General features: G+C 38.2%; 4 protein-coding genes. All 4 read right to left on the bottom strand.

The window, feature by feature from the left end; translation table 11 throughout:
• Window positions 1-54: 54 nt before the first annotated feature.
• On the bottom strand, window positions 55-771 hold the full coding sequence (locus QUB33_RS29085) for a retron system putative HNH endonuclease (protein WP_333358026.1): 717 nt from the start codon (window positions 769-771) through the stop codon (window positions 55-57).
• Complete coding sequence (locus QUB33_RS29080) at window positions 768-2,072, bottom strand: AAA family ATPase (RefSeq protein ID WP_333358022.1); 1,305 nt, start codon at window positions 2,070-2,072, stop codon at window positions 768-770. Before QUB33_RS29080 ends, QUB33_RS29085 begins: the two co-directional genes overlap by 4 nt.
• Complete coding sequence (locus tag QUB33_RS29075; RefSeq protein ID WP_333358018.1) at window positions 2,062-2,187, bottom strand: hypothetical protein; 126 nt, start codon at window positions 2,185-2,187, stop codon at window positions 2,062-2,064. Before QUB33_RS29075 ends, QUB33_RS29080 begins: the two co-directional genes overlap by 11 nt.
• A 351-nt stretch (window positions 2,188-2,538) precedes the next feature.
• Window positions 2,539-2,944, bottom strand: a 406-nt coding sequence (locus QUB33_RS29070) for a helix-turn-helix transcriptional regulator (protein ID WP_333358015.1), incomplete at its 5' end; no start/stop codon positions are given.

The following is a 2,944-nucleotide window of genomic DNA, read 5'->3' as shown; positions in this document are numbered from 1 at the left end:
AGACTCAGGTGTGCATATTTAAATAACCACATTAAACTCAGTATTTCTGCTTAGTTAAAAAGCGGGATGCTCCCCATATTCACCCCGATTATCAAGTTTATCATATCCTTGAATTAATTTTTGTAACTGTTGACTGGAAAATTGTTGGGTACGGATAAGCTTTAAGGTATCTTTAATTACATTTTCTCTTCTTCTTATAAGTTTTTCATTATTTAGCCCCAATCGAATAATTGTTTCGTGGGCAGCCTTCTCATCGATATTAGCAGGTAGAATTTCTCCAGCAGCCGTATAAGTAAAGTATTCAGCACAGTTTTCTATTAAAGGAGAGACTGTTAAAGTGTCATCGTACCACTCACCTTTTTTAGCTCCACAGAATTCCTGTGCGGGTTTTGGCGTGTGTCGCTTTTGTTTTAACTTTTCTTCATATTCCGACTCCTGTTCTTCAGTATATCCATTGCAGGAAGCTAACAAATTGGTATATGTAACTACTAGGTCTGCATAGGAAGGGCTGCGACTTTTAGATTTAGGCTTTAGATGCTCAATGTGGCTATTATGACTACTGCTTATGCGTCTTCCACAGTAGCAACAAATATAACCTTGCTCTTTCAAGAGAACATTAAGAAGTTCAGCTTTATGTGGATTTTTAAAATCATCCCAATCAAGCTTACTAAATTCCCACTGTGGGTCATCTTTCCTTTTCCATTCCAAGAACTCTTGCTTGAATTTAGTAAGGCAATCAGGCTCATGATCTTGTTTTTTTATGTATCTCATTCTGCTAAAATCTCCTGGCTCCTGATCAACATATCTGCACTAGCAAACTCTGGATCATCATCTCCAATATCTTCTTCGAGTTGCTCTTGCATTTGTTTAGCTTCAGTAAGCTTGCCATCATCAATGAGTCTAAATAACTCACGGAGTCTTTTCTTGATATCCTCTGGACGATCTGATACACCCATGAGTTCTTCAAGAATTCGACTGCTATCTTGTCCAAAAGTTTGTCGCTGCTCTGCAAAAATCCCTTCTGGTATTGATCTTAGAAGGTATACCGACTTTACCTCACTGATAACCTGCGGTGAATGGGTGGTGATAATAAACTGACAATTAGGGAATGTATTTTTCAGACTAGGAATAATTTTACGTTGCAACTTAGGGTGAAGGTGTAACTCAATCTCGTCAATAAGAACAATTCCCTCACCTTGAAGTGGATCTGGAAGACCTGGATTTGCAATTGCCAAACGTCTCGCTACATCCCCCGCCATTGCGAGTAAACCTTTTTCCCCATCTGATAATTGTTGGTTGATAATCAGTTCATAACTTTTTTTCATCATAGTCATTCGCGATGGGGATCTGCGTACCCGCAGCATTGATAATTCTTCACCTAAAAGTGAATCGATCGCCCTTCTCACTGCTTCTAGTAAAGGATTATAATAACTAGAGTTATAACGGAATAGTTCATTTTCTAAATCTTCAAGCTCTTTAAACCAATCAAAGAATTTATTAAAACTAATTCGGGTTCCTGTAAGAGCTAGATCGTAAGCTTCGAGTTGATTATATTTATATGATTTTTTTTCTTGACTATGATCTTGACTATCAAAAAATTCTCTATTTACATGGTAGTAAACTAGCAAAGGTAAATTCATTTGAGAATTTTTTGATAGTTCACTCTGTATGTTTAAACCAATTCCTTGTAATTTGGTCAGATCAGCTCCATCAGGACGAGAACGTGTTTTATCTATTGATCTATAAATATTCCATGTGATTTCCTGCGAGTCAATTTTAATTGTAATTTTATTATCGGTTTTATTTTTGCCATCTGTAATATCTTCATTCTTAAAAAAAGTTCTTTCTATCACTTTTTCCACAATATACTGATCGCTAGTAGAAGCTTGATAACCACCAGGTTCTTGAATTTCAGTAATAAAATGTGACAACAGAGTAGCGATGCAGTCAAGAATACTTGATTTTCCCGAACCGTTGATACCAACCAGTAGGGTAGGTTCAGTAGAATCAAACTCTAGGGTTAGATCGCCGAGTCCTCGGAAGCTTTCCATTTCTAAAGTTTTAACTTTCATTTATATTAAACCTATCTGCTAATCTGCTTTCGTACTTTTGAGCAAAGGCTTCTGACATTTCAGAAACTTTTCGGGCTTGTTTTTCAAAGCTTTTGGCTAACTCAACCAATTCCATTAGTGTCTTTCTAGGATTAGGTTCCAAGCCTCATCAGCATATCACCCGAAATACCCTCTCGATATATCGCTCTTCTATCACTATGATGATATTAAAATAAAATTGATCCTCTGAAAAGCTTAGGCGGTCTATACTTCGGGCTTTATTTTCTGATAGGTTATGTCTTTTATGAAAGAAAAGACATCCTCCATAAAGAGAAAGGATTACACAAACTTCTCTGCTAAGAGTGACAAAAGAGCGAGAGAGAAGTGTTTCAGGGTGGTTGTCACCCCGTCAGAGTACCTGCCCTTTTTTCCAATACAAAACAGAAGCCACATAAATTCCTAGTTTACAGATCAATCTGCCTAATACTCATTCCCCAGCAGCCTCAGCCGATGCAGCGAATCTCTCCGCTACAGCTTTGCCAATTAGCGCCACCTGACTCAGAGGCAAGAACCTAATTTTATTGACAATATCTTGAATATCTAACGGATCTGAAAGTGGCTTCCCATCCAAAAATCTCAGAAGTTCTTCCAGCGAATAACCAGCTCTCGCAGCGAGCTTAGCCAAGTTTTCAGTATCAGGAACCGTATCGCCCCTTTCCCAAAGCTGAACAGCGGTAGCGGAAACGCCCAAAAGCTTACCAAACGCTCGCTGACTCATTGTTCCGCGAGCAGTTTTGATGATTTCACTAAGTTTTTGGTAATTGCTCAACCCCCTTGACAAGAAGACGAGATAGACATTAGATAAAGGAATGGAAAAACTCCCCGACTTAAAG

The sequence above is a fragment of the Microcoleus sp. B3-A4 genome (genome assembly GCF_036705385.1).
Lineage (GTDB): Bacteria > Cyanobacteriota > Cyanobacteriia > Cyanobacteriales > Microcoleaceae > Microcoleus.
The sequence above is the reverse complement of the archived record's forward strand: the minus strand, read 5'-3'. Positions and strand labels throughout refer to the sequence as shown.